A 24,994-nucleotide genomic window follows, 5' to 3' on the forward strand; every position below is an offset into this window, starting at 1 on the left:
GTGAAACGGGCCTCCGTCGCTCCGGGGCTCGGTGCCGCAGGTGGGGCCTACGGTCGCTGCAGGCGCAAGGAGAACGTCGACGGTGGTGACCCGTGACGGCGCCTGGCTCCGGGCCCCCTCTGCTCGGGTGAGCCGTCCGACTCGTCCAGCGCCGGAAGGCGACGCAGGGGCGGCGACCCCGGCCGTGCGGGGCGAAGCGCCGCCTCCGTTTCACGTGGAACCGAGAGCCGGAAGACCCCACCGCCGAGATCGCCGACGCGCAGCACGCCAGACCCAGGGTCGCGCCCAGAGGTCGGCTCCGGCAGTGCTGTCCGCCCACCGGAGTCCACGGGTCCGGACGCATCCGATGCGCAGGCGCACAGGCGGCCGGGGGCGGAGTGCCCAGATCAGCGAGATGCCGCGGGGCCGGGGGCGCGGAGGGCGGAGGGCAGCGCGCAGGGCACAGCACGGAAGGACGTTGCTTGGGAACTCCGCCTGACGGCCTGGGGCCGGGAAGGCAGGCCCCCTAGGACGACGCCAGCGGCGGCGGCCCTCGTGCCCCGTCCGGCGGCCCCAAGGAGAGCTGGGCTCGGCATCCCGGCCTCGATCCCCCGCGGCCCCTGCCGGCAGACACACTTGCGCCCGCATCAGCGCGACCCGAGGGGGCAGGAGTGGGCCAAGGCCGGCACCCGTGAGGCGGCAGACCCCAGATGGTCCTCACGCCGTCGCGGGCTGCGTCCCCATCCCCGGGGCACCCGGCTGGCCGGTTCGGACCCGCACGGCCCTCTCAGCCGGCTGGCCCGATCTCTCCCGTGCGATCGCGCCGCGACGGGTCGTTCGCCGCCGCGCCGACGGCGCTCTCTCCGCCCGCCCTCGGCGGTCCTCGGCGGGCCCGCCGCATCCGACGATGACGAGTTCCCACTGACCGACGACCACTGAAGGAAGGTCGAGCACCCAGATCGGGCACCGGCACCGTCGCCTGGCACCTGTTCGGCCGGCCGCCCACGGAGAGCCGGGGCTGTCAACACCGCCGACGACCGCTTTCCGTGGCCCTCGCGGCGTCCGGCACGTCGGCCGGCGCACCAGACGACGCGGCTCGGCACCCCTGCGGCGGCGAAAGGACGGCGTCGTCCGGCCCGGAAAGAGGCCGGCGATCGGGATCATGTTCGGGCGCTCAGGCAGCGACCCACAGGCCGCCGGCTCGTTAGGAACGAGGGAGACAAGAGGCTGTGCACAACCCTCGCCGAACGGCGTGGAGTTATCCACAGCGGTTTTCCACAGCCCCACCCCGTTTCACGTGAAACCCCGCGTGAAACGCGTTGTCAGCCTGTGGACGACGGGTAGTGGCGACCGCCTCGACGGCCTGTGGATAACGTGTGGACAACGGTGGGGGACGCGCCCGGGGCGGACCTGCGCGGTGCCGCGACGGGCGCCTCGCCCGGCGGTTGCCACCGGGTCCGACGAGGGGCCGGGCCGCCCCTGGACGCTGGACGAATCAGGTAGGGACAGGGCCCGTCTGCTCGGTTAGGGTCAGCGTCGTGCACGACACCCCTCCCGCAGTCCCCGACTTCACCTCCTGGCCCTCCTTCCCCTTCGAGGGCGACCTTCGGGTCAAGCACCTTGACGACCCCGTCCCGGTGGAACCTCCGCGCAAGGGCGAGGGGAACCGGGAGTGCACGGCCTGCGCCGCGCCCGACGACGCGTACATCTGGGTCGGCGAGCGGTGGCGTGTCCGCGCCATGGACCGGCCTACCGGGCTGCCGATGGTGCTGATCCTGGAGTCCCGCTCCCACCTGGACCTGGGCGACCTGCCCAACCTGCTCGCCGCCGAGCTGGGCGTGATGACGGTGCGGCTGGAGAAGGCCATCCGCTCGCTCGACGGCGTCGCCCGCGTCCACGTGAACCGGTGGGGCGACGGCTCGGCCCACCTGCACCTGTGGTTCCTTGCCCGGCCGTACGGGCGGCTCCAGTTGCGGGGCACGTTCCTGTCGCTGTGGGACTCCATCCTCCCGCCCATCTCCGAGCAGCAGTGGCGGGAGAACCTGGCCATGGTGGCCGCCTGGCTGGCGGAGTTCGGTGGCCGGCCGCTGGCCGAGCCGCCGCGCATCCAGTGGCAGGCGCCGTCGAGCATCGGCACCCAGGCGTCCCCCGACCCGGTGGGCGAGGACGACGGCATCGGCGTGATCGAGGCCGCCGAGGAGATCCCGGAGCCGGTGGACGGACCGACCGACGCCGCCCGGTAGCCCGGAGACAGCAGGGGCGGGCGGCGTCGGAGGCGGAGACCGGTCAGCCGCGCCCGGCGGCGGCCCGGGTGACCAGGGAGCCGATCAACCGGCCGAAGTCCAGCCCGGCGGCCTGGACGGCGAGCGGCAGCAGCGACGTCTCCGTCATGCCCGGCGAGACGTTGACCTCCAGCACGTGCGGCCGGCCCTCGGTGTCCACGATCAGGTCGACCCGGGACAGGTCGCGCAGTCCCAGCGCCGTGTGGGCCGCCACGGCCACCTGGGCCACGGTGGCGGCGACCTCCGGGTCGAGCCGCGCGGGGGTGTGCCAGGTGGTCCGGCCTGCGGTGTACCGGGCGGCGTAGTCGTACACGCCGTTGCGGGGGACGATCTCCACGGCGGGCAGCGCCTGCGGGCCCTCCCCGAGGTCGACCACCGACACCGCCACGTCCATGCCGGAGACGTACCGCTCGACCAGCGCCGTCGAGTCGTACGCGAAACAACCGACCATCGCAGCCGGCAGCGCCGCGGCGTCCCGGACCACGGCGGCGCCCAGGCCGGAACCGCCCTGCGCCGGCTTCACCATCAGCGGCAGCCCGAGGCGGTCGACGATGCGGTCCAGCACCGCCACCGCGCCCAGCTCGGAGAAGCGGTCGTGCGGCAGGGCCACCCAGTCCGGGGTGGGCAGGCCGGCCTCGCGGAGCACCGCCTTCGCCGACGGCTTGTCCCAGGCGACGCGGGACGCCCGGGCGTCGCAGCCGACGTACGGGACGTCGCACAGGTCGAGCACGCCGCGCAGCGAACCGTCCTCGCCGGTCGCGCCGTGCAGCGCGATCACCACGGCGTCCGGCGGGTCGGCGACCAGGGCCGGCAGCAGGGCCACGTCGGCGTCCCGCAGCTCCGCCTCCACCCCGACGGCGCGGAGCGCGTCCAGCACCCGGCGACCGGAACGGAGCGAGACGTCCCGCTCATAGGAGAGTCCACCGGCGAGCACCAGTACGTGCAGCTCGGTGGTGCTGGCGGGGTCGGTCACGGTGATTCGCTCGGCAGGGATCGCAGCCATGCCGGAATCATGCCAAGTCGGGTCCCGGGGTGTCCGCGCCGGCCTGCCCCCGCCGCGAACCGGGACGACCGACGGTGTTCCCGAAGACCCGGCGCATCGCGATCTCCTGCTCCATCACGCCGGCCAGCCGGCGCACCCCCTCCCGGATCCGCTCGGGCGTGGGGAAGGAGTAGTTGAGCCGCATGTTGCCGGTGCCGGTGCCGTCGGCGTAGAAGCCGGTGCCCGGCACGTACGCGACCCGGGCCGCGATCGAGCGCGGCACCATCGCCTTGGCGTCCAGGCCGTCGGGCAGGCTCGCCCAGACGAAGAGGCCGCCGGTAGGCCTGGTCCAGGTGGTGCCGGCCGGCATCAGGTCCTCCAGCGCGGTCAGCAGGGCGTCGCGGCGCTCCCGGTAGACCTCCCGGTAGGCCTTGAGCTGCTCGCGCCACGGCATCGTCCGCAGGTAGGTCGAGACGGCGGCCTGGGCGAACCCGCTGGGGCAGAGGATGTTGGCCTCGCTGGCGATGACCAGCTTGTCGCGGACCGCGTGCGGGGCCAGGATCCAGCCGACCCGCAGCCCCGGGGCGAACGTCTTGGAGAAGGTGCTGAGGTAGAAGACGCCGTCGCGCCGCCGGGCTCGCAGCGGCAGCGGCGCGTCACCCTCGAAACCGAGCTGCCCGTACGGGTCGTCCTCGATCACCAGCAGGCCCGCGCGCTCGCAGATGTCGAGGACCCGTTCGCGCCGTTCCTCGCTGAGCGTCACGCCCATCGGGTTCTGGTAGGTCGGGATGGTGTAGAGGAACTTCACCCGCCGCCCGGCCCGGGCCAGCTCGGCGACCGCCGTCTCCAGCGCCTCCGGGATCAGCCCGTCGTCGTCCATCGGCACGTGCACGACCTGGGCCTGGGCGGCCTGGAACACCCCGAGCGCGCCGACGTAGGTCGGCCCCTCGGCGAGCACCACGTCACCCGGGTCCAGGAAGAGGCGGGCCACCAGGTCGAGCGCCTGCTGCCCGCCGACGGTCACCACCACGTCCTCGGGGGAGGCCCCGCACGACGCGTCGATGCCGGAGAGGGCCATCACCTCGCAGATCCGCTCGCGCAGCTCCAGGGAGCCCTGCCCGATGCCGTACTGGAGGGTGGTGACGCCGTGCTCGGAGCCGAGCCGGCCGAGCATCTCGCCCACCGCGTCCAGCGGCAGCGCGGCGATGTACGGCGCGCCGCCGGCGAGGGAGACCACCTCGGGCCGGCTGGCCACCGCGAACAGCGCGCGGATCTCCGAGGCGGTCATGCCCCGGACGCGCCGGGCGTACCGGTCGGTGTAGTCGTCGAGCGTCGTGCCGGTCATGACATCACCTCGATCGCGTGTCGGGCGGCTCCCGCCCCCCGGGGGTACCCGGGACACCGCAGACCATGGCGGCACGGGACGCAGACCACCGATGGTAGTCCCTCCCCGCCCGGCCGGGCCGATCCATTTACCGGCCGTCCACATCCCGGACCGGCCGCGCGGCGGAACGGCAGGCCCGGATGGGCGGTGCGGGGTGTTTCGCGCATCCCCTCCCATACCGTCGTCCGGCGGCGTACGATCGCTCGTCGGAGGTACCGAAGGCGGCGGCGTCGATCTCGCCTCCGAGCCTATTGTGGGGATGCGCCGATGTCGCGACGTCTGGTCAGTTTGACCCTCGACACCCTGGAGGACCTGCCCCGGCCGTGCCGGCAGTGCGTCCACTGGGAGCTTGATCCGGTTTCGGCCGACCGGGCGTGCGCCGCCGGCGACCCGGGGCTGGAGAAGGAGGCCTGGGTCTCGCAGACACTGCTGGAGTGGGGCTCCTGCGGCAAGCTCGCGTACGTCGACGGCATGCCCGCCGGGTTCGTGATGTACGCCCCGCCGGCCTACGTGCCCCGGTCGATGGCGTTCCCCACCTCCCCGGTCTCCGCCGACGCGGCGCTGCTGATGACCGCGCACGTGGTCGCGCCCTTCGCGGGCGGCGGGCTCGGCCGGATGCTGGTGCAGGGCGTCGCCCGGGACCTCACGAAGCGCGGCATCAAGGCGATCGAGGCGTTCGGCGACGCGAAGTTCGGCGACGAGGGCGACCCGGCGGGCGGCTGCGTGGCCCCCGCCGACTTCTTCCTGTCGGTGGGCTTCAAGACGGTCCGTCAGCATCCCCGCTTCCCCCGGCTGCGGCTGGAGCTGCGCACCGCGCTGAGCTGGAAGTCCGACGTCGAGTACGCCCTGGAGAAGCTGCTCGGGTCGATGAGCCCGGAGACCCTGCTCCGGCCGGTCCGGCCCGCCCCGGCGACCCGCTCCACCGGCGGCTGACGGCTCAGTTCGCGCCCACCCGGCGGCCGGCGGCGACCGCCGCGCGCAGCGCGCTGACGTCGATCGAGCCGGTGGGCACGTCCCGTTCGATCGGGAAGTACATGCGCTGGACGGCGGCGACGATCGCCTCGACCAGCCGGTCCCGGAACCGGGGGTCGACCAGCCGTCCCCGGTCGGTGGGCGACGTCAGGTAGCCCACCTCCACCCGCACGGCCGGCATCCGGGTCAGCCGCAGCAGCTCCCACGTCTTGGCGTGCGTACGGCAGTCCCGCAGGCCGGTGCGCGCCACGATCTCCCGCTGCACCAGCCCGGCCAGCCGCTCGCCGGTCGCGGAGGTGACCCCGTTGCCGGTGCCGTAGTGGTAGGTGGCGACCCCCTCCGCCTCCGGGTTGGCGTGCCCGTCGGTGTGCAGCGAGATGAACACGTCGGCGCCGAGGGAGTTGGCCAGGTGCGCCCGCTCGGCGTCCGGCAGGCAGCTCTGCGGCGTCGGGCCCCGGGTGAGCTGCACCCGCACGCCGGCCGCCGCGAGCCGCCCCTCCAGCCGGCTGGCCAGGTCGTGCACCAGGTCGGCCTCGGTCCAGCGCAGCGGGCCGTCCGGCACCACCACCCCGGGATCGGTGCCGCCGTGCCCCGGGTCGACGACCACGGTCCGGCCGACGAGGGTCGGGCCGGCCTGCCGGATCGCGTCGGACTCGCGCAGCCACTGCGGCCGCCCGCCCACCACCTTCCGCCCCAGCCTGCGCAGCGCCCCCATGGTCTGCGGGCCGCAGGAGCCGTCCGGCTTGAGCCCCATCTCGCGCTGGAACTGGGCCACCGCCCGCGAGGTGCGTACGCCGTAGACGGCGTCGGCGCGTCCCACGTCGTACCCCATCTCCAGCAGGCGTTCCTGGAGCGACCGGACGTCCTCGCCGGCGAGCGGCTCCGGGACCGCGTGGTAGAGGGTGCGCGCGCCGAGCCGCCAGCGGGCGGCGTCCAGGGCGCGCCAGGTCTCCGCGCCGACCCGCCCGTCGACGCTGAGCCCCCGGGACTGCTGGAACGCCCGCACGGCGCGTTCGGTGTCGGCGTCGAACTCGTCGCCGGCCGGGGGCCCGGCCGCGAGCAGGTCGAGACCGGTCAGGACCGCGCGGATCTCGCGCACCGCCGGTCCGCGGTCACCGGGTCGGATCGGACGCACGCTCGCCCCCTTCGCAGGGTCGCCGGCCGGCGGCTCCCGGGTTGAGGCTATGCGGTCCGGCCGCCCGGGGTGGCGGTGTCCGCGCAGGTCAGGGCCGGGAAACGCGAAACCCCGCGCCCAACGGACGCGGGGTTTCGCACGGCGGCTGTCAGAGCGCGGACTGGATCAGCTTGACCAGCTCGCCCTTCGGCTTGGCGCCGGCGATCGACTGGACCGGCTCGCCGTTCTTGAACACGGTCAGGGTCGGCACCGACATCACCCGGTACGCGCGCGCGGTCTCCGGGTTCTCGTCGATGTTGAGCTTGACGATGCTGACCTGGTCGCCCATCTCGCCGGCGATCTCCTCGAGCAGCGGCGAGACCTTGCGGCACGGGCCGCACCACTCCGCCCAGAAGTCGACGAGCACCGGCTTGTCGGACTTGAGCACGTCGACGGCGAAACTCGCGTCGGTGACCGCCTTTGTCGCTCCCACTATGACCCTCCTACGGTCTTGCGATGTGTTCCTTCAGTCGTTTCGGTGCGCCGCCCGGGAAGCCCGGGGCACGGCGCTCAGCCTTCGAGCGTGGCGATGAAGCGCTCGGCGTCGAGGGCGGCGGCGCAGCCGGTGCCGGCCGCGGTGATGGCCTGCCGGTAGGTGTGGTCCACCACGTCACCGGCGGCGAACACGCCCGGGACGCTGGTGCGGGTGCTGGGGGCCTGCACCTTCACGTAGCCCTCGTCGTCCAGCTCCACCTGGCCCCGGAAGAGCTCGCTGCGCGGGTCGTGGCCGATCGCCACGAAGACGCCGGTGACGTCGAGGACCTTGCTCTCCCCGGTGTGCACGTTGCGGACGCGGACGCCGGTGACCTTGCCGTCGTCGCCGAGGACCTCCTCGACCACGCTGTTCCACTCGACCTTGATCTTCTCGTTGCCGAGCGCCCGCTCGGCCATGATCTTGCTGGCGCGGAACGAGTCGCGCCGGTGGATGATGGTGACCGACTCGGCGAACCGGGTGAGGAAGCTGGCCTCCTCCATCGCCGAGTCGCCGCCGCCGACGACCACGATGTGCTGGTTGCGGAAGAAGAAGCCGTCACACGTGGCGCAGGACGACACGCCGTGGCCGAGGTATTCCTGCTCGCCCGGCACGCCCAGCGGACGCCAGGCGGAGCCGGTGGAGAGGATGACCGCCTTCGCCCGGTAGGCCGTCTCGCCGACCCACACGGTGCTCACCGCGTCGGAGCCGATCTTGCCGGTGTCGGTCAGCTCGACCCGGGTCACGTCGTCGGTGAGGAACTCGGCGCCGAACCGCTCGGCCTGCTTGCGCATGTTGTCCATCAGCTCGGGGCCGAGGATGCCGTCGGCGAAACCGGGGAAGTTTTCCACCTCGGTGGTCGTCATCAGCGCGCCGCCGGACTGCACGCCCTCGATGACCAGGGGCTTGAGGTTGGCGCGCGCGGCATAGACCGCCGCCGTGTAACCGGCCGGCCCGGAGCCGATGATGATCAGGTTGCGGACCTCGTCCACTGCCGTCTCCCGATGTGTGTGGTCGCCATCGGCACGCGCACCGATGCCGGTCGGAGCGTCGACGCCGCGCGGACGCCGACTACTGACTTGCAGAACGTCATCGTACGAAGTGGGGATTCCCGAGCCGGTCATCCGGTGGGTCACGTCACGTGGAAGAACGGCAGAGGTGAATCAGGCGCAGCCGGTGGAGGCCCGCCAGGCCGGCGGCGGCCTCACCCTACCCGCGTCCGGTAGCGGGTGTCGGCACCGGACCCGGGCACCCCGCACTCGGGGCCGCTCACCCACGCCCAGCGCTCCCCGGACGGGTCGACGAAGCGCACGACCAGCGCCGGCGCGCCCTGGAAGCGCGCATAGTCGACGAGGTCGACGGTGAGCGGACCGGCACCGTGCTCGGCGCTGACCGCGGTGAGGCAGTCGGCCAGGGCGCCGGTGCCGGTGAGCCGGCCCAGGCCGCCGACGGCCGGCAGCCGTTCGCCGTCGTCGCCTCCGGCCGGCGCGTCCGGCCCCGCCCCGAACGACCTCGGCGGCTCGCTGGCGGGAGACAACCGGCTACCGGCGGCCAGGGACTCCGGCGTCCAGTCGGTGCCCGAGCGTCGTGGCGTGCCGGCGAGGGTGAACCCGCCGCCGCCCGACTCCGCCTGCGCGCTGATCGGCCGGTCGGCCGCGCCGCCGCTCTGGTCGCTGCCGCCGACCACCTGGTTGAGCCCGAATCCGACGGCGACGACCGAGGCCGCGGCCAGGGCCACCGGCCCGGCGAGCCGCGCCCAGCGTCGCCCGCGGCCGCCGGGGCGGCCGGTCGTCGGGCCGGGACCACCGGCGGGCCGCCGCGTGCCCCCGGTGGGCTGGGCGGGCACCCGGCCGAGCCGGGCCTGGTCGGTGAGGCCCGCCCGGGTCGGCTGGTCGGTGGCCTGCGTGCCGGGGCCGGCCCCGGCCAGCGCGGCGGTGATCCGGTCGGCGACGACCGGCGGCATGTGCGGCGTCGGCCCTGCCCAGGCCGCGAGGGCGTCGCCGACGGGAGCCAGGGCCGCCGCCAGCGCGTCGTGGGCCCCGGCCCAGGCCGGGTCCTCCGCGACGAGCCGCGCCACCACCGCCTCGTCCGGGGTGCCGTCCAACGCGCCGCCGAGGTAGTCGGCGAGCAGGTCGAGGTCGACCTCGCTGAACCCCCCGGCAGTCACGGTTCCTCCTGGTTGGCGACGCGCCGGGAGCGTCCCGACCCCGATCGGACGCCGTCGGTCGACCGGGGGTTCCCGTGGGTGACGGCCGGCACGTCCGGGCCGTCGGCACCGGCGCGCGGCGAGGCCAGCCGCACGGCCGGGCCGGGCTGTCGGCCCGGCCCGGCGGCGTCACCCGCCGGGGAGTCGGGCAGTGCGCCCATACGCAGGTGCCCGAGCGCCACGGCGAGCCGGGCCCGGCCCCGGGCGCAGCGGCTCTTGACCGTGCCCTCGGCGACGTCGAGGATGCGGGCCACCTCGGCCACCGGGTAGCCCTGCACGTCCACGAGGATCAGCGCTGCCCGCTGCTCGACGGGCAGCTCGGCGAGCGCCTGCCGGACCACCAGGGCGGTGTCGTGGTCCTGGACGGGGGCGGCGGGCTCCGCGCCGCCGGTCGACGGGCCGCCGTCGACGCCGTGCGTGCCGTCGGGCAGCGGGACGGTCGGGTGCGCCTGCCGGCGGCGGATCCGGTCGAGGCAGGCGTTCACCACGATCCGGTGCAGCCAGGTGGTCACCGCCGAGTCGCCCCGGAACCGGGCCGCCGCCCGGTGGGCGGACAGCAGCGCGTCCTGGAGGGCGTCGGCGGCCTCCTCGCGGTCGCCGAGGGTCCGCAGAGCCACGGCCCAGAGCCGGTCCCGGTGCCGGTGGAACAGCTCGGTGAAGGCGTCCCGGTCACCGGTGACGTGGGCGCGCAGCAGGTCGGCGTCGCTGGCGCGCTCGTCGTGACCGTCCATCACCGCGCCCGATCGCTGCGGTGCCCCGTCACCGGGCCCCGGTTCACGACCCCTGGACCGTGATCTCCTGGACGCCGATCTGGTAGCCCCGGTCGTTCGGGGGCAGCTCGGTGATCCAGAACAGCAGGTAGCGGTATTTCGAGTCGGCGTCGAAGCCGTTGAAGGTCATCGTGGTGCCGTCGTGCTGCTCGAAGGGCTGCCCGATCGGGTTCTTCTTGTAGTTGTTGAAGAGCTCCTTGTCGCCCGACGAGGTGGGCGGCGGGTCGACGGTGCCCGCGAAGAGCTGGGCGGAGGCGCCGGTCGCGGAGAGGCTCACCTGCACCGACTTGACGGTGCGCTCCTCGCCGAGGTCGATCCAGACGCCCATGCCGCTCTTGGTGTTGCCGAAGTTCGACCGCGTGTAGGTGTCGGTGTCCCAGCCCTTGTCCGCATCGCCGTCGATCACCTTCTCGGCGCCGCCCAGCTCGTCGCGGAGCTTGCTGTCCGGGTCGACGATGCGGACCTCGGTCACCGACAGCTTGCGGACGGCGGCGGCGGGGGTGGCCTCGGTGGCCGGGGCGCTGCTGGACGGCCGGGCCACCGGCTCGGTCTGCGGCGTGTCCTCGTCGTTGCCGAGGACGCTGATCCCGATGAGCAGGCCGACGAGGGCGACCGCCAGGAGGCCGGCGATGCCGACGGCGACCTTCCGCCCGGCGACCGAGGCCAGCGGCGACGGCTCCTCGCCGTTGTCGGCGGCGAACCGCAGCGGGCCGGTGGGCTCCAGGTAGGTGTCGTCCTCGACCGGGATGTCCAGGCGGGCCAGCTCGGCCGAGAGCACGTCCGACGGCGGCGGGGCGATGCCGGCGTCGAGCAGGTCCATGGTGAGGTCGTCGAGATAGGCCGGCACGCCGGCCCGGACCTGGCGGGGCGCGGCGATCGCGCCGCTGGCGTCGCGGACGGCGTCGGGGATCGCGGCCCGGCCGTGGCCGGCGGTGGCGCCGTGCAGCGGGGCCTCGGCGTGCGGCCAGTGCCCGGTGAGGGCGAAGTAGAGGATGCCGCCGATCGCGCGGACGTCGTTCTCCTGGCTGTCCGCGCCGTCGGTGCGGGCGTCGGCCAGGACCACGCGGCCCTCGTCGCTGATCATGACGGTGCCGGGGTGCACGTTGCCGTGCACCATGCCGGTGGCGTGCACGGCCGCCAGGGCGCTGGCCACGGCGTTGCCGACCGCGGTCGTCCGGCCCGGGTCGAGGGGGCCGTCGGCCACCATCTCCCGCAGGGACCGCCCGTCGACCCACTCGCGGACCACGTACGCCCGCTCGGCCTCGTCGATCGCGTCGTACACGCCGACCAGGTTGGGGTGGATCACCCGGCTGGCCGCGACGGCCGCCTGGAGCATCTCGGTGGCCGAGTCGCCGCCCGGGTAACGCAGCACGACCGCGACCGGGCGGCGCAGCACCACGTCGACCCCGCGCCAGACCAGCCGGCCCGCGCTGTCGTTGTTGATGTGCTCGACCAGCTCGTACCGCTCGGCGAGGATCTCACCGGCCGTGGGAGCACCGAAGGTCATGATCGGCGGAGCGCTCTCCTCCGCCTGCTGACCCTCGCCGACCTGGGTCACCCGTCCTCCCTCGGTGATCGTGTCGATCGATGGACCCGCGCTGCTGGGCATCTGGCTTCCCGCTCTGCCTGTTGAGGAACCGGCCGACGGTCTCGACGCGGAGCGCCGGGGTCAGCCGTACCCGTCGAGAGCGACCTTACCCGGGTTGCCGGCCTCCCCGACATGTCATCTTCCCGGCGTACCCGGCTGAGGTGCCGGGAGTGGCCGCGCCTGTCCGGTTACGACCGTTGTCGGCCGCGTTGCTGGCACATGTACTAGCCAATCTAGAGGTTGACGGCAAGTAGTCGTTGCAGGGGCCACGCCGGTGTGGCGTCCGGGTGGCGACGGGGGATTCCCCGCCGAACGGCCCGCCATGCTCAGCCTTACGGTTGGTTGTCCACAGGGACTTATGGCTGCTGACCGGCGAATCGCTGAGTTATCCACAGGGCTGTCCCCAGCCTGGTGATCCTCGATCACGCTCCGTGTCTGCCGGTCGGAGCGCCCGATGCGACCGGGGCGTCGGCCCGGTCGGCGGGATCGGCCGGCGGGGCGGCGGTCAGCGGCCGAGGCGGCGGCGGACCATCCCGACCACCTCGGTGATCTCGCCGATCCGCAGCACCATGGCCAGCCCGAGGTACGTCCCGACGATCACCGCCCCGCCGAGGACCAGCCGGAACACGGCCTGCGGCCAGCTCAGCGTGTCGCCGCCGGGCAACAGGTTCACCACCAGCAGACCGACCAGCGCGGCGCCGAGCGCGGCCACCACGACCTTGCCGAGCGTACGCATGATCGCGCCCAGCCCGATCCGGCCGACCCGGGGCCGCAGCAGCAGCGCGGAGAACACGGCGGCGGCCAGGTAGGAGACCGCGTTGCCGATCATCATCCCCGCCGCCGCGAAGGTGGCGGAGAAGGCGGCGAACAGCCCGATCTGCACGCCGATCCGCAGCGCCACCACCGGGATGTTGATCAGGGCCGGGGTGCGGGTGTCCGGGAGCGCGTAGAAGGCGAAGGTGAACAACTGGCTGACCGCGAACGGGACCAGCGCCAGCGCCGCCACCAGCAGCACCAGCGAGGTGGCGGTGGCGTTCTCGTCGCTGAACGCCCCGTAGCGGAACAGCGTCACCGACAGCGGGCCGGCGAGCACCGCGTAGCAGACCGCGATGGGGGCCAGCACCGCCGTGACCGTGCGGGTGCCCCGGGACAGGTCGGCGGCGAGGTCGGCGTACCGGCCGTCGGCGGCGGCGGCGCTCATCCGGGGCATCAGCGCCGTGATGATCGACACCGCGATGATGCCGTGCGCCATCATCAGCAGCAGGAAGACGTTGTTGTAGATCAGCGGGCCGGCGGCGTTCTCCCGGCCGGCGCGGTTGAGCAGGTTGAACAGGACGATCAGGCCGATCTGGCTGACCGCCACGTAGCAGAACATCCACGCGCCGAGCCGGCCCAGCTCTCCCAGGCCCAGGGCCCGGAAGTCGAACCGCAGCCGCCAGCGGAACCCCACCTTGCGCAGGGCAGGCAGCAGCCCGGCCGCCTGGATCGCCACCCCGAGCAGGGTGCCGCCGCCGATCAGCAGGATCCGTCCGGTGGTCATCTGCTCCGGCTCGACGATCTCCGCGCCGAAGATGGCGATGTAGAGGCCGGCGGTGCCGATCACCACGATGTTGTTCAGGATCGGCGCCCACATCGGGGCGGCGAAGTGACCCCGGGTGTTGAGCACCGCGCTGATCAGCGCGCTGAGGCCGGTGAAGAAGATCATCGGCAGCATCAGGTACGACAGCTTGGTGACCAGCGACTGGTAGTCGCCGCTGGACTTGTCGCTCGCGTACAGCGAGGTCAGCAGCGAGGCTCCCGCGACGGCCAGCAGCGCCGCGACGGCCAGGGTGAGCACCGCGAGCGTCAGCAGCCGCTGGGAGTAGGCCTGCCCCTGGTCCGCGTCGGCCTTGCGGCGGCGCACCAGCACCGGGATCAGGACGCTGGTGAGGATGCCGCCGAGCAGGAACTCGTAGACCATCCCGGGCAGGATCTGCGCCGTGGTGTACGCGTCGCCGACCAGCGCCCCGCCCAGCGCGGCGGTCAGCGCCAGCGTGCGCAGGAAGCCCGTGCCCCGGCTGACCAGGCTGCCGATCGCCATCACCGCGCTGTTCGTCGCGGCGCTGGCCTCGGCGACCTGCTCCTGCGGCGGCGCGGTCGACTCGATCGCGGGCTGGTTCAGCGGCTCCGCCGAGATGAAGGTGGCGTCGTCGCCGGGGGGCCGGCCGCCGCCCTGCGCGGCGTTCGCGCTGCGGTAGAGACCGCCGCTCATCTCCAGCCTCCCAGGGGTACGTCGGAGCCGGGCACCGGCCCGCACACCATGACCATAGTCAACACCTGCTGCCTACCCGCGCCCGGCGGATCAGGCCCCCGACCCGACCGATAGGCTGGCGATCCCATGTCCGAAGCCTCCGCACCCCACGCCGCCGACCGCCGCGAACTCACCGCCGCGCAGCGCAACGCCGTCGCCGAACTGCTCCGCGTCTCGCCGGTCGCCGACGAGCTGGGCCGCCGGTTCGCCGACGCCGGCCACGAGTTGCACCTGGTGGGCGGTTCGGTGCGCGACGCCCTGCTCGGCCGCCTCGGCGACGACCTCGACTTCTGCACCGACGCCCACCCCGACCAGACCCTGCAGGTCGTCAAGGGCTGGGCCGAGTCGATCTGGGAGACCGGGCGCGAGTTCGGCACCATCGGCTGCCAGCGCGACGGGCTGCGGCTGGAGATCACGACCTTCCGCGCCGAGGCGTACGACCAGGTCAGCCGCAACCCCGTCGTGGAGTACGGCACCAGCCTCACCGAGGACCTCAGGCGGCGCGACTTCACCATCAACGCGATGGCGGTGAGCCTGCCCGCGCACCGGTTCACCGACCCGCACGGCGGCCTCGACGACCTCGCCGCCCGGGTGATCCGCACCCCCGGCACCCCCGCCGAGTCGTTCGGCGACGACCCGCTGCGGATGCTGCGCGCCGCCCGGTTCGCCGCCCAGCTCCGCTTCGCGGTGCACCCCGACGTGCGGACCGCGATGAGCAGGATGGCCGCCGACCTGGACCGGATCACCGCCGAGCGGATCCGTGACGAGTTCACCAAGCTGCTCTGCGGCGCGGACCCGATCACCGGCCTGCGGCTGCTGGTCGACACCGGCCTGGCCGACCGCTTCCTGCCCGAGCTGACCGGGCTGAAGCTGGAGATCGACGAGCACGCCCAGCACAAGGACGTCTACGAGCACACGCTCACTGTGGTCGCCAACGCCGTGTCGTACGAGACCGACGGGTGCGACTTCGTCCTGCGGATGGCCGCGCTCATGCACGACGTCGGCAAGCCGGCCACCAAGGCCGTCGGGTCGGACGGCCGGGTCAGCTTCCACCACCACGAGGTCGTCGGCGCCCGGCTGACCAAGGCCCGGATGAAGGCCATGCGCTACCCGAAGGACGTCACGGCCCAGGTGGTCAAGCTGGTGGGCCTGCACCTGCGCTTCTACGGATACGGCCGGGGCGAGTGGACGGACTCGGCGGTGCGCCGCTACGCCACCGACGCCGGTGACCTGCTGGCCCGCCTGCACAAGCTGACCCGTTCGGACTGCACCACCCGCAACCGGCGCAAGGCGGCGGCCCTCGCGGCCGACTACGACGCGCTGGAGGAGCGGATCGCCCGGATCGCCGCCGAGGAGGACCTCGCCCGGGTCCGCCCCGACCTCGACGGGAACGCCATCATGGAGCTGCTCGGCGTGCCGCCGGGGCCGGTCGTGGGCCGGGCCTGGAAGCACCTCAAGGAGCTGCGCCTGGAGCGCGGCCCGCTGGACCGCGACGAGGCCGAGGCGGAGCTGCTGCGCTGGGCCCGCGAACAGGGCATCGGCGGCTGATCACGGGGCCTGCGGACCTGGGGCCCGCCGGCGTGGCCTGTCGGGAAACTGACGACGCGACGGTAGCGTATCGACCGATCGGCTGAGGTAATTCCGTTCGACCAGCGTCCATGATGATGCAACATCATCGTGGCCTCCTGTCCATTTCAGTGTGAGGCCGGATTCATTGTTCTCGGCCGTCCGAGGTGGACGGCCGAAGTTGCAACGGGGAGATCTCTTTGACACGTCGTGGCGTAACGCGCCGCTCCGCGGTGGCCGGGCTCGCCCTCGCCTCCGCGACCTCCATCGCCCTCGCCACCACCGGCGGCGCGGCGATGGCCGAACCGACCCCCCAGGCCAGCCCCGAGCCGGCCGGCGTGGCGGCGTCCAGCCTGGACGCCGCCGGCAACCCGGTGCGGCCGAACCTGACCGCGCCGAAGCGGTCGCAGGCGCGTGACGCCTCGACCAAGGGCGTCGTGCCGGGCCGCTACATCGTCAAGCTGAAGAACGGCAAGGCCAGCGCGAGCACCACCCGCAGCACCGTCAAGGCCCTGTCCAAGGCCAACGGCGGCACGGTGCGCAAGGTCTTCACCGGCGCCCTGCGCGGCTACTCCGCGCAGCTCACCCCCGCTCAGGCGAAGCGGCTGGCGGCCGACCCGGACGTCGCGTACGTCGAGCCGGTGCGCAAGGTCTCGGCGAGCGGCACCCAGACCAACCCGCCCTCGTGGGGCCTGGACCGGATCGACCAGACCACCCCGGCGTTGAGCAAGTCCTACACGTACCCGTCGTCGAGCGGCGTCACCGCGTACATCATCGACAGCGGCATCAACGTCAACCACCAGGACTTCGGCGGCCGGGCCAGCTACGGGTTCGACGCGGTCGACGGCGGCGACGCCGCCGACTGCAACGGCCACGGCACGCACGTGGCCGGCACCGTGGGCGGCACCACCTACGGCGTCGCCAAGGACGTCGACCTGGTCGCGGTCCGCGTGCTCGACTGCGAGGGCTACGGCTCGACCGAGGGGGTCGTCGCCGGGATCGACTGGGTGACCAACAACGCCCAGAAGCCCGCGGTGGCGAACATGAGCCTCGGCGGTGACGTGGACCCGGTGCTGGACGACGCGATCGCCACCTCCATCGGCCAGGGCATCACCTACGTCGTCGCCGCCGGCAACGAGGCCGACGACGCCTGCGCGTACTCGCCGGCCCGCGCGCCGGCCGCCATCACCGTCGGCGCCACCGACCGGGTCGACATGATGGCCGGCTTCTCCAACTACGGGACCTGCCTGGACACGTTCGCCCCCGGCGTCGGCATCACCTCGGCGTGGATCGGCGGCACCACCGCGACGGAGACGATCAACGGGACGTCGATGGCCGCGCCGCACGTGGCCGGCATCGCCGCCCAGCTGCTCGCGCAGAACCCGGGCTGGACCCCGCAGCAGGTGCGCAACGCCGTCGTCACCAACGGCGTCTCCGGCGCGGTGCTCGGCCCGGCGGGCAGCATCGACCGGCTCGCGCACGTGGGCGCGGCCCCGGTGGCGCGCACCAACGTCGGCCTGCGGGCCCGGGTCAACGACTCCCTCGTCGTGGCCGAGAGCGGCGGCTCCAAGCCCCTGATCGCCCGTAGCTGGCAGCTCGGCGGGTGGGAGAAGTTCGATGTCGTCTCCGTCAGCAGCGGGGTGGTCGCCCTCAAGTCGAAGGCCAACGGCAAGTACGTCGCGGCCGACGGCAGCGGCAGCAAGCCGCTGATCGCCAAGAGCACCGCGATCGGCGCGTGGGAGAAGTTCCAGCTGTTCAACAACACCGACGGCAGCATCAGCCTCAAGGCGCAGGTCAACGGCAAGTACGTGGCCGCCGACGGCGCGGGCAGCAAGCCGCTGCTCGCCAAGAGCGCCAGCATCGGCGCCTGGGAGAAGTTCGACTTCGAGGCGCCCAACCCGATCGTCAGCGTGAAGGCCAAGGCGAACGGCAAGTTCGTGGCGGCCGACGGCAGCGGCAGCAAGCCGCTGCTGGCCCGCAGCACCTCGGTCGGCTCCTGGGAGAAGTACGAGCTGGTCGACCTCGGCTACGGCTGGGTCGCCTTCCGCGCGCTGGTCAACAACAAGTACGTGACGGCGCAGAGCGGCGGCTCCCAGCCGCTGCTGGCGAAGGCCGGCTCGATCAGCGACTGGGAGGCGTTCTTCGTCGGGTGGCACCACCCGGACGGCACCGTACACCTGTACGCGAACGCGAACAGCAAGATCGTCAAGGCCGACAGCGGCGGCAGCAAGCCGCTGATCGCCAAGAGCACCTCGGTCGGCTCGTGGGAGCAGTTCACCATCGGCCTCGCCTGACCGGCCCCGCACCACATCCGACGCCCGTCGGCACCGCCCCCACCGGGGTGGTCCGGCGGGCGTCGGCCGTTGCCCCGCGAGCCGGACACCCGTACCCCTCCGGATGCCGGAACCCGCCGGGTGCCCGTACCCGAAAGCGAAGCCGGCCGGGCCCACGACGGGCCCGGCCGGCTTCGGGTCGCCGGACGAGAGGGTCAGCGGTCGACGGCGGTGCCATCCACGGTGGCCGCCTCGGAGCCGTTGCGCGCCGCGCCGAGCTTGGCGAGCAGGCCGGCCAGGTCGATGCCGGTCAGGTCGGTGCCGAGCTGGAGGCCCTGCGCCACGTTGCTCGCCACCGACTTCGTCAGCGTCGACGCCCCGTCGGTGGAGATGACGGTCATCTTGTCGATCGCGCCGATCGGCGCGCTGGCGGCCTCGACCACCTGCGGCAGCACCCGGACGAGCAGGTCCAGCACGGCGGCCTCCCCGTACGCGGCGAACGCCTCGGCCTTGCGGGCCATCGCGTCGGCCTCGGCCTGGCCCTTGGCGAGGATGGCCGCGGCCTCCGCCTGGCCCTCCCGCTCGACGGCCTCGGCGATCGCGGACCGCCGGCGCTGCTCGGCCTCGCCCTCCTTGGCGCCCTCGATGGCGTTCGCCTCGGCCAGCGCGGCCCGACGGGCCCGCTCGCCCTCACCGGTGAGCCGGGACTGCTCGGCGGCGGCCTGCGCGGCGGCGATGGTGGCCTGGCGCTGCGCGTCGGCGTTGAGCACCGCCGCGTTGCGGGCCGCCTCGGCCTCCTGCTCCACCTTGTACCGGGCGGCGTCGGCCGGCTTGCGCACCTCGGTGTCGAGCTGGCGCTGCTTCAGCTCGGCGTTGCGCTCGGCCACCTTCTGCTGCTCGGAGAGGATCGCCTGGTCCCGCTCGGCCTGGGCGAGCGGCCCGGCCGCCGCCGACTTCGCCTTCGCCGCGTCGATCTCCGCCTGGATGGCGGCCTGCTTGAGCGACAGGTTCCGGTTGGCCTCGGCGATGGCCTCCTCGGCGAGCAGCCGCTCCTGCTCGGCCTGCTGCCGGGCCCGCGCCTCGGCGATCGCCGCGTCCTTGAGCACCCGGGCCGCCTCCGGCCGCCCCAGGTCCTGGAGGTACGAGCCCTCCGCCACGATGTCCTGGAGCTGGAAGGTGTCCAGCACCAACCCCTGGTTGGTCATCGAGTGCTCGGCCTCCTCGGCGACCGCGCTGGCGAACGCGGCCCGGTCCCGGATGACCTCCTCGACGGTGAGCCGGCCGACGATCGAGCGCAGCGCGCCGGCCAGCACCTCGCGGGTGAAGTTGTCGATCTCGTCTTGCTGGTGCAGGAAGCGCTGGGCGGCGGCGCGGATCGCGTCCTCGGTGCCGCCGACCTTGACGATGGCGACGCCGTGCAGGTCGGCCCGGATGCCCTGCTTGCTGACCGCGCCCTTGATGCCGACGTCGATGCGGCGGCTGGACAGGTCCAGCGACTGGATCTTCTGCACCACGGGCAGCACGAACACCGACGCGCCGAGGACGACCTTCTGCCCGGAGTTGTCGGTGGACCGGCCGCCGTCGGCGGTCTGCGTGGTCCGGCCCTTGCGGCCGGTGACGATGAACGCCTCGTTGGGCCCGGCGACCTTGATCCGGGACAGCACGAACAGGATGAGCACGACGACGAGGAGTACCGCGCCGCCGATGGCGATGAGAAGGGGCATGCGACTTCCGCTCTGCGACAGGGGAGGGTGGTGGGGTCAGTAGGTTTCGACGTGCACGCTGGTCTCGCTCAGGGCTTCGACCACGAAGATCTGCTCGCCCATCCCGATCGGCCGGTCGGCCCGGGCGTTGAGCTTGACCGGCTGGCCGGCGACCCGGACCCGGACCTCGCCGTAGCCGTCCACGGGAATCGGGGTCACGACCAGGCCGAGCGCGCCGACGAGGTGGTGGCGGGTGGGCGTGGGGTCGGTGCGCATGGTGCGGGCCGCCCGGCTCAGTCGGGCCGCGACCCACGCCGTGGGCGCCGCCGCGACCGCGCCGCCGGCCACCGCCGCCGCGACCATCCCGGGGGTACGCGCACCGAGCAGCTCGTTGACGATCGCCGCGCCGAAACCGAACGCGCCGGCGAACCCGGCGACCGCCTCCAGGGACACCGGCCCGTCGGCGCCGGGATGGGCGAAGTGGAACAGCTCGGTGCCGAGCAGGGCCAGCGCCAGCACGCCGACGCCCGCCCCGCCGATGATCAGGAAAATGAGCGTTCCGGTGGCCACGACCTGCACGGTAGCCGCCCTGTGCAAGGTCATCCGGGCGTGGCGGGGTGTGCCCCGTCACGCGGGACGTCGTGCTCTCCCGGTCCATCGGACCGGCCGGAACCGGCCGCGGTGTCCGGCGGAGTCGGAGGCGCCGAGGTCATTCACACCTAAGGCGCCTTCCGCTGCAATACCGCGTAAATCAGCCCTCGTTTGAACTGCAAATTTCGGCGCATGGGAGTTGACCATACCGCGCGGCGGGGAAGCCCTTGCCCTGATAAGGATTTCCTACATAACATATTGACGCTCTCAGATTTTATTGATCGAGAGTGAGATCCTTCCGATTCGAAACCCTGACGCTCCCTCTCCTTTTCTTGGGGTGTCGGCAGGGGAATTTGTCGTGCGCGAGGAGGAGCGATGAGAGAGATCAGGATCAGCCGACGGGGAGGGCTCGCCGCGCTGGGCGCGGGCCTGGGCGCCGCCCTGCTCGGCACCAGCCGCACGGACCAGGCGAGGGCGGCGTCCCGCGGGGCCCCGTCGCACGACGTCCGGGCGAAGAAGGACGCCGTCGGCTACAGCGTCACGATTTCGAACGCTTCCGCGCTGGACGGCATGAATGCCATCCTCTTCCAGGAGAACCCCGCGCTTCCGAGCGACGCGGTCACGCTCGCCTGGATGTCGAAGATGTGCCACCCGTCGACGACGATCGAATACAAGTGGACCATCGACTACAACTTCGTCTGGGGGCAGGTCGGCACGCTCGTCCCCGGGACGCAGTTCGTGGCAGGCCAGATCCTGGAGGCCGACCTGACCCAGAACAATCAGGTCCCCCTCTCCTACGTCGACGGCGGTTTCGAATTCGGCCCGACCGGCCCGTCGGGTAAGAATGGGAGCCTGATAATCAAGCAGGACGACAGCGTTCCGGGGCCGGGCAACGACGACCAGGGAAGCGTGGGAATCGGAATGTCGGGAGCCGGCACGTTCGTGGTGCCGACGGTGCCGAACCTCGGGGTCGAGTTCGGCCCCAAACCGACCTACTGGCTCGCCTTCGGAAGCTTCGCGAGCAGCGAGGTGATGGACATCTCCGAACTCACCCAACCGGCCAAGATGGTGTACCCCGTCGGCATGACCAGCGCCAAGGCCGTCTTCGACGGCAAGGAGTGGAACATCTCCTACGGGAACTGACGGCCGGCCGGGCCCGGTGCCGAGCGCCCGCCCCGTCAACCGGGGGCGACGGTGACGGCCCGGTCGACCAGCTCGGGCGGGAGCGGCTGCCGCACCAGCTCCCGCCCGGTCGGGTCGGCGAGCACGAAGTCCCGGTCGCCGTACGGGCGGCGGTAGAGCAGGCGGTCGTCGGTGACGAAGGCGGCGTCGGCGGCCGGCAGGGCCCGGACGACTCGGCCGTCGGCGGTCTCGACGAGCAGCGGCTCGTGCTGGCCCTGCACCACCACGAGCCGCCCGTCGGGCGACCAGGCCCACGGGCCGGCCGGGTCGCCGGGCACGGCGACGAACCGGGTGGGCCGGCCGTCGTCGGCGGAGAAGAGCTGCACGCCCCGCCGGGGATGCCGGGCGGACTCCGACTGCGGCCCACCCGATCCGGTCTGCTGGAGCACCACCTCCCGGCCGTCCCGGGTCCAGGTGAAGAAGCAGTAGTCGGTGCAGAAGTAGCGGTCGGTGTCGACGGGGAACGAGTCGAGAGCGCCCTTGCCGTCGAGCCCGCCGGCGGGGTCGAGCACACCGATGCGCATCGGATCGCCCTCCGCCCGGAGGGTCAGCAGGAGGCGGCGGCCGTCCGGCGACCACTGCGGCTGCATGAGCCACACTCCGGTCCGGAACCAGGTCGTGCGCCGTCGGGCCGAGTCGGCCAGGCCGATCTCCCCGGGCCGGTCCTCGTCGGCCAGGGCGGTGAGCGTGCCTTCCGGCGCGGGCCACACCCCGGTGTATCCCTGGACGGCGAGGTAGCGGCCCTGGCTGCGGTCGAGCACCCAGCCTGAGCCGCCCTGGTTGGAGCCGTCCCGGCCGGCGCCGGTGACCACCCAGCCGCCGGGCAGGGCCAGCGGCGACGTGCTCCAGCTCGGCCCCGGGGTGGGCAGCAGCTCCGGGGTCGGAGTGACCGTGGCCGTCGGCTCGGGCACCGCCGGCCGGACCGGCGAATCCGGCCTCAGCAGCACGAACGGCAGCGCCACGGCGGCGACGGCGACCAGGGCGGCACCCGCTGCCGCCGCCGCCCGGCGACGGGCCCGCAGCCGCCGGCCACGCCGTATCGCCCCCGCCGCCAGGTCCGGCACCGGCCGGGCCTGGCGGGCGAGATCACGTACGGCTGCCTTCAGCGCCTCCTCGGCCGGGGAACTCATCGGGACACCTCCGGGCGATCGGCGTACTCGGCGAAGGCCGGCACGAGCCGGCGCAACTTGGCCAGGGCCCGGGACGCCTGACTGGCCACCGTCCCCGTCCGGCAGCCCAGCAGCGCGGCGGTCTGCTCGACGCTCAGGTCCTCCAGGTAGCGCAGGGTCAGTACCGCCCGTTGCCGGGGCGGCAGCGTCAGCAGGGCGTCCCGCAGCAGCATCCGCAGGTCGGCGTCGTGGCCGGTGTCCCGCTCCGCCGGCACCTCGGGCAACGCGTCGAGCGGCACCTCGGGTCGCCTGGCCCGCCGACGCCAGCCGGAGACCTGGTCGTGGTAGAGGATCCGACGCACGTACGGCTCGGCGTCGCCCCGGATCTGCGGCCAGCGCGTGTACGCCTTGGCCAGCGCGTTCTGGAGCAGGTCCTCCGCGCCGTGCTGGCTGCCGGCCAGGGCGTACGCGACACGCAGCAGGGCCTCGCCGCGGTCGTTGACGAACGCGGTGAACTCCCCGTCGGTCACCTCAGCCACCGTCCACCTCCGATGGTCAAGACGCCGGCCGGGACCGGAAGTTTGCCTCACCCGGCGGGCGGATCGGGCCGGCGCCGGTGGGCCGGGCTGGCGGGGTCGGGCGGGCGGGGTCGGGGCGCGTCGCGCCGGCGGGGGAGGATGGGGTGTGCGCTGGACCGTGCTCGACTCCCCGATCGGCGAGTTCTCCGTGGCCACCGACGACGCCGCCGTGTGCGGCGCGCACTTCGGGCGGGTGGAGAGCGCCGTCGACGTCCCCGGCGACGAACTGTCCGGCCGGGCCGTGGCCGAGCTGCGGGCGTACTTCGCCGGGGAGCTGACCGAGTTCACCGTGCCCGTGGCGGCGCGCCGGGGCTCCGAGTTCGAGCGCGCGGTGTGGCGGGAGATGACCCGCATCCCGTACGGGGAGACGGCTACCTACGGCGAGGTGGCCCGGCTGGTCGGCGACGGCGACCCGGGGGCGGCGCGGGCCGTCGGGGTGGCCTGCAACCGCAACCCGATCCCCGTGATCGTCCCCTGCCACCGGATCGTGGGCGCGGGGGCGAAGCTGGTCGGGTTCGGCGGCGGCCTGCCGCGCAAGGTGAAGCTGCTGGAGTTGGAGGCGGGCGTCGCCCTGCGCCGAGCCTGGTCCTGAGGGGCTTGAGCGGCATTCCACGGATCTTGGTGCTTTCGGCCCCTGGTGGCCGTTTTGTGCTGATATCGCTGAGCTTTTCGGGGCCGAGAGGGCCAGTCGGCCGGAAGACGTGGGAGAGCGTGCTCAATCGCGGAAAGAGTGGCCTCAGGCCGGGGCGAGGCCACTCGATCACTGATCGAGCACGATCTTGACCGGCCAGGAGCAGTCCGGCCGTCAGGGGATCAGGCGAATCGTCCGGCGCGGAGGTCGGTGAGGAAGGCGGTCCAGTCGGCGGCGGGGAAGAGCAGCGTCGGGCCGGTGCGGTCCTTGCTGTCGCGGACGGCGAACCGGCCGCTGCCGTCGAGCACCGGCCCCGCCTCGACGCATCGTGGCTCGGGTGATCCGGGTGCGGGACGACCTGACGACCTACGACGGCTGGTGCTGGCTCGACGTCTACCAGCTCGACGCGCGGGGCGAGGCGGTCGAGCGCCGGACGATATTCGTGCGCCCGGACGGCCTCAGGCGAGGGGCGAAGAGAACGTGACGACTGTTACACATCTCGCTGCCGGTGCGGCCGCATCCGACTTCCCCGTCGGCCGTTGGCCGGGTATGCGCGGCGTAAGGAGCGGCGTAAGGAGAAGCAGTGCCCAGCTTGGTTGACGTGACCCCTGACAGGCTATACAAATCTGGTATGGCCTTCACTCTGACGCTCAAGCCCGAAGTGGAACAGCGGCTCCGTGAGCTGGCCGAGGCCGAGCACCGCTCGATGCACAAGACCGTCGAGGTGGCCATCGAGGCGTACCTGGATCGCCAGGAGCGCGACGAGTGGACTCGCCAGGCCGCCCGGCGGGTGCGGGAGCGGAACGCGGAGTTCTACGAGATGTTGGGCGACCGGTGACGCGATTCTGGCCCGATGCGGAGGACCTGCTCCTCCTGCTCTCCGGCAGCACGGCTTCTCGAACGATCGTGCGGGATGGGGGGATCCTCTTCGCTGCTGCCGCCCGGCCCCACGCGCACCTGTTGGACGGCCGCGTCTATCCGACACCGATAGATCGGGCAGCGGCCCTCCTGCACGCGATCATGGTCTGGCGTCCGCTCGACATGTGGAACGCCAGTCTTGGCTGGATGGCGGCGGATGTCTGCCTGGAACGTTCCGGCCTCGTCCTCGATATGCCGGCCAAGGAGCGGATGGCGTTGACCGATGCGATGGCCAGCGGCGAGGTCGACTCGGTGGACGAGATCGCACTGCGGCTGTCGCCGTACCTGGGGATGCCGGCCTGAACGAACCACGGAGGGCCGGGTCCCGACGGACCCGGCCCTCC

21 protein-coding genes and 2 pseudogenes are annotated in these 24,994 nt (G+C 73.0%); 9 read left to right on the forward strand and 14 right to left on the reverse strand.

Annotated elements, in window-relative coordinates:
- Positions 1 to 1,517: 1,517 nt before the first annotated feature.
- A pseudogene (locus HDA31_RS29885) lies at positions 1,518 to 2,316 on the forward strand (hypothetical protein); the annotation flags it as partial.
- On the opposite strand, the gene HDA31_RS29890 reads toward HDA31_RS29885, so the two are convergent.
- Complete coding sequence (locus HDA31_RS29890; protein WP_178066985.1) at positions 2,266 to 3,264, reverse strand: D-alanine--D-alanine ligase family protein; 999 nt, start codon at positions 3,262 to 3,264, stop codon at positions 2,266 to 2,268. The pseudogene HDA31_RS29885 and the gene HDA31_RS29890 sit on opposite strands and share 51 nt — an antisense overlap.
- A 7-nt stretch (positions 3,265 to 3,271) precedes the next feature.
- A complete protein-coding gene (locus HDA31_RS29895) occupies positions 3,272 to 4,588 on the reverse strand; it encodes an aminotransferase-like domain-containing protein (RefSeq protein WP_074478244.1) in 1,317 nt (438 codons plus the stop codon).
- Positions 4,589 to 4,894: 306 nt separating this feature from the next.
- Between HDA31_RS29895 and HDA31_RS29900 the strand changes: the two genes are divergently transcribed.
- The gene (locus HDA31_RS29900) at positions 4,895 to 5,560 is read left to right on the forward strand and encodes a GNAT family N-acetyltransferase (RefSeq protein WP_074478242.1); all 666 of its coding nucleotides are present in this window, start codon (positions 4,895 to 4,897) and stop codon (positions 5,558 to 5,560) included.
- Positions 5,561 to 5,564: 4 nt separating this feature from the next.
- On the opposite strand, the gene HDA31_RS29905 is transcribed toward HDA31_RS29900, so the two are convergent.
- From HDA31_RS29905 to murJ, 7 genes are all read right to left on the reverse strand, one after another.
- On the reverse strand, positions 5,565 to 6,734 hold the full coding sequence (locus HDA31_RS29905; protein WP_178066984.1) for an N-acetylmuramoyl-L-alanine amidase: 1,170 nt from the start codon (positions 6,732 to 6,734) through the stop codon (positions 5,565 to 5,567).
- Positions 6,735 to 6,882: 148 nt separating this feature from the next.
- Positions 6,883 to 7,206: a thioredoxin gene (gene trxA / locus HDA31_RS29910; RefSeq protein ID WP_043960991.1), complete on the reverse strand. Its 324-nt coding sequence runs from the start codon at positions 7,204 to 7,206 to the stop codon at positions 6,883 to 6,885.
- 77 nt (positions 7,207 to 7,283) lie between these two features.
- Positions 7,284 to 8,237: a thioredoxin-disulfide reductase gene (trxB, locus tag HDA31_RS29915; RefSeq protein ID WP_074478237.1), complete on the reverse strand. Its 954-nt coding sequence runs from the start codon at positions 8,235 to 8,237 to the stop codon at positions 7,284 to 7,286.
- 212 nt (positions 8,238 to 8,449) lie between these two features.
- Positions 8,450 to 9,412: an RsmA family anti-sigma factor gene (locus HDA31_RS29920; protein WP_178066983.1), complete on the reverse strand. Its 963-nt coding sequence runs from the start codon at positions 9,410 to 9,412 to the stop codon at positions 8,450 to 8,452.
- Entirely contained in the window at positions 9,409 to 10,182 is a 774-nt protein-coding gene (gene sigM, locus HDA31_RS29925; RefSeq protein WP_178066982.1) for an RNA polymerase sigma factor SigM, read from the reverse strand. The genes HDA31_RS29920 and sigM overlap by 4 nt, the downstream gene beginning before the upstream one ends.
- A 43-nt stretch (positions 10,183 to 10,225) precedes the next feature.
- Positions 10,226 to 11,830, reverse strand: a complete 1,605-nt coding sequence (locus tag HDA31_RS29930) for a protein kinase family protein (protein WP_178066981.1) — start codon at positions 11,828 to 11,830, stop codon at positions 10,226 to 10,228.
- A gap of 484 nt (positions 11,831 to 12,314) precedes the next feature.
- A complete protein-coding gene (gene murJ, locus HDA31_RS29935) occupies positions 12,315 to 14,060 on the reverse strand; it encodes a murein biosynthesis integral membrane protein MurJ (protein ID WP_178066980.1) in 1,746 nt (581 codons plus the stop codon).
- Between the two features lie 126 nt (positions 14,061 to 14,186).
- On the opposite strand from murJ, the gene HDA31_RS29940 reads away from it, so the two are divergent.
- Positions 14,187 to 15,647 carry a CCA tRNA nucleotidyltransferase gene (locus HDA31_RS29940; RefSeq protein WP_178066979.1) on the forward strand — a complete coding sequence of 487 codons (1,461 nt, stop codon included), beginning with the start codon at positions 14,187 to 14,189 and terminating at the stop codon, positions 15,645 to 15,647.
- A 218-nt stretch (positions 15,648 to 15,865) separates the two neighbouring features.
- A complete protein-coding gene (locus HDA31_RS29945) occupies positions 15,866 to 17,959 on the forward strand; it encodes a S8 family serine peptidase (protein WP_246384241.1) in 2,094 nt (697 codons plus the stop codon).
- 194 nt (positions 17,960 to 18,153) lie between these two features.
- Here the strand turns inward: HDA31_RS29945 and HDA31_RS29950 are convergent, their stop codons facing one another.
- A complete protein-coding gene (locus HDA31_RS29950; RefSeq protein WP_074478223.1) occupies positions 18,154 to 19,662 on the reverse strand; it encodes a flotillin family protein in 1,509 nt (502 codons plus the stop codon).
- A gap of 36 nt (positions 19,663 to 19,698) precedes the next feature.
- Positions 19,699 to 20,244, reverse strand: coding sequence for an NfeD C-terminal domain-containing protein (locus HDA31_RS29955; RefSeq protein ID WP_178066978.1), 546 nt, complete (start codon positions 20,242 to 20,244; stop codon positions 19,699 to 19,701).
- Positions 20,245 to 20,607: 363 nt separating this feature from the next.
- Between HDA31_RS29955 and HDA31_RS29960 the strand changes: the two genes are divergently transcribed.
- Entirely contained in the window at positions 20,608 to 21,375 is a 768-nt protein-coding gene (locus tag HDA31_RS29960; RefSeq protein WP_219824976.1) for a RhiA family protein, read from the forward strand.
- Between the two features lie 35 nt (positions 21,376 to 21,410).
- Here HDA31_RS29960 and HDA31_RS29965 read toward each other — a convergent pair whose 3' ends face one another.
- The gene (locus HDA31_RS29965) at positions 21,411 to 22,544 is read right to left on the reverse strand and encodes a TolB family protein (RefSeq protein ID WP_178066977.1); all 1,134 of its coding nucleotides are present in this window, start codon (positions 22,542 to 22,544) and stop codon (positions 21,411 to 21,413) included.
- A complete protein-coding gene (locus HDA31_RS29970; RefSeq protein ID WP_178066976.1) occupies positions 22,541 to 23,062 on the reverse strand; it encodes a SigE family RNA polymerase sigma factor in 522 nt (173 codons plus the stop codon). Before HDA31_RS29970 ends, HDA31_RS29965 begins: the two co-directional genes overlap by 4 nt.
- A 145-nt stretch (positions 23,063 to 23,207) precedes the next feature.
- Here HDA31_RS29970 and HDA31_RS29975 point away from each other — a divergent pair, with 145 nt between their 5' ends.
- Positions 23,208 to 23,693 (forward strand): methylated-DNA--[protein]-cysteine S-methyltransferase, encoded by a 486-nt coding sequence (locus tag HDA31_RS29975; protein ID WP_178066975.1) that lies wholly within the window; start codon positions 23,208 to 23,210, stop codon positions 23,691 to 23,693.
- 221 nt (positions 23,694 to 23,914) lie between these two features.
- On the opposite strand, the pseudogene HDA31_RS31885 reads toward HDA31_RS29975, so the two are convergent.
- A pseudogene (locus tag HDA31_RS31885) lies at positions 23,915 to 24,061 on the reverse strand (DUF397 domain-containing protein); the annotation flags it as partial.
- A gap of 8 nt (positions 24,062 to 24,069) precedes the next feature.
- Here HDA31_RS31885 and HDA31_RS31890 point away from each other — a divergent pair.
- The 3 genes from HDA31_RS31890 to HDA31_RS29990 all read left to right on the forward strand — a co-directional run bounded on the left by HDA31_RS31890 (position 24,070) and on the right by HDA31_RS29990 (position 24,953).
- Entirely contained in the window at positions 24,070 to 24,216 is a 147-nt protein-coding gene (locus tag HDA31_RS31890) for a hypothetical protein (protein WP_221486721.1), read from the forward strand.
- Between the two features lie 147 nt (positions 24,217 to 24,363).
- Positions 24,364 to 24,570, forward strand: coding sequence for a ribbon-helix-helix protein, CopG family (locus HDA31_RS29985; protein ID WP_178066974.1), 207 nt, complete (start codon positions 24,364 to 24,366; stop codon positions 24,568 to 24,570).
- Positions 24,567 to 24,953: a hypothetical protein gene (locus tag HDA31_RS29990; RefSeq protein WP_178066973.1), complete on the forward strand. Its 387-nt coding sequence runs from the start codon at positions 24,567 to 24,569 to the stop codon at positions 24,951 to 24,953. Before HDA31_RS29985 ends, HDA31_RS29990 begins: the two co-directional genes overlap by 4 nt.
- The last annotated feature ends 41 nt before the right edge of the window (positions 24,954 to 24,994 follow it).

It is taken from the genome of Micromonospora carbonacea (assembly GCF_014205165.1).
Taxonomy (GTDB): Bacteria; Actinomycetota; Actinomycetes; order Mycobacteriales; family Micromonosporaceae; genus Micromonospora; species Micromonospora carbonacea.